1 rRNA gene is annotated in these 1,762 nt (G+C 52.2%); it reads right to left on the bottom strand.

Annotated elements, in window-relative coordinates:
• Window positions 1-138 precede the first annotated feature (138 nt).
• Window positions 139-1,686: ribosomal RNA gene (locus BFG57_RS15640) — 16S ribosomal RNA — on the bottom strand.
• Between the last annotated feature and the right edge of the window lie 76 nt (window positions 1,687-1,762).

The raw sequence follows: 1,762 nt of genomic DNA, 5'->3' as shown, positions 1-1,762 counted from the left end.
AATATTTTTTTTTAGAGAGAATGCTCTCTCAAAACTGAACGAAATGAATCACATTGGCTCGAATGTGCCTTCTTCATAATTGAGAAGGTCTTTATTTAACGTCATTCAACCGAAGGTTGATGCGTTTCTTTTCCTTAGAAAGGAGGTGATCCAGCCGCACCTTCCGATACGGCTACCTTGTTACGACTTCACCCCAATCATCTGTCCCACCTTCGGCGGCTGGCTCCATAAAGGTTACCCCACCGACTTCGGGTGTTACAAACTCTCGTGGTGTGACGGGCGGTGTGTACAAGGCCCGGGAACGTATTCACCGCGGCATGCTGATCCGCGATTACTAGCGATTCCGGCTTCATGTAGGCGAGTTGCAGCCTACAATCCGAACTGAGAATGGCTTTATGGGATTGGCTAAACCTCGCGGTCTTGCTGCCCTTTGTACCATCCATTGTAGCACGTGTGTAGCCCAGGTCATAAGGGGCATGATGATTTGACGTCATCCCCACCTTCCTCCGGTTTGTCACCGGCAGTCTCCTTAGAGTGCCCAACTGAATGCTGGCAACTAAGGACAAGGGTTGCGCTCGTTGCGGGACTTAACCCAACATCTCACGACACGAGCTGACGACAACCATGCACCACCTGTCACTCTGCCCCCGAAGGGGAAGCCCTATCTCTAGGGTTGTCAGAGGATGTCAAGACCTGGTAAGGTTCTTCGCGTTGCTTCGAATTAAACCACATGCTCCACCGCTTGTGCGGGCCCCCGTCAATTCCTTTGAGTTTCAACCTTGCGGTCGTACTCCCCAGGCGGAGTGCTTAATGCGTTAACTTCAGCACTAAGGGGCGGAAACCCCCTAACACTTAGCACTCATCGTTTACGGCGTGGACTACCAGGGTATCTAATCCTGTTCGCTCCCCACGCTTTCGCGCCTCAGCGTCAGTTACAGACCAGAAAGTCGCCTTCGCCACTGGTGTTCCTCCATATATCTACGCATTTCACCGCTACACATGGAATTCCACTTTCCTCTTCTGTACTCAAGTTCCCCAGTTTCCAATGACCCTCCGCAGTTGAGCTGCGGGCTTTCACATCAGACTTAAGGAACCGCCTGCGCGCGCTTTACGCCCAATAATTCCGGACAACGCTTGCCACCTACGTATTACCGCGGCTGCTGGCACGTAGTTAGCCGTGGCTTTCTGGTTAGGTACCGTCAAGGTACCAGCAGTTACTCTGGTACTTGTTCTTCCCTAACAACAGAGCTTTACGACCCGAAGGCCTTCATCACTCACGCGGCGTTGCTCCGTCAGACTTTCGTCCATTGCGGAAGATTCCCTACTGCTGCCTCCCGTAGGAGTCTGGGCCGTGTCTCAGTCCCAGTGTGGCCGATCACCCTCTCAGGTCGGCTACGCATCGTCGTCTTGGTAGGCCGTTACCCCACCAACTAACTAATGCGCCGCGGGCCCATCTGTAAGTGACAGCAAAACCGTCTTTTACAACAGAACCATGCAGTTCTGTTGATTATCCGGTATTAGCTCCGGTTTCCCGAAGTTATCCCAGTCTTACAGGCAGGTTGCCCACGTGTTACTCACCCGTCCGCCGCTGAATCCAGGGAGCAAGCTCCCTTTCATCCGCTCGACTTGCATGTATTAGGCACGCCGCCAGCGTTCGTCCTGAGCCAGGATCAAACTCTCCGATAAAAGATTGTTTGAAACTTGCTCGCACAATGTGTTCATTTCGTTCAGTTTTCAAAGAACATTTGGTGTCGCTTTTTGT

Source organism: Bacillus solimangrovi, from assembly GCF_001742425.1.
In the GTDB taxonomy this organism is placed as follows: Bacteria; Bacillota; Bacilli; order Bacillales; family Bacillaceae_N; genus Bacillus_AV; species Bacillus_AV solimangrovi.
Note: the sequence above shows the minus strand (reverse complement) of the source record. Positions and strands in the feature narration are given on the sequence as shown.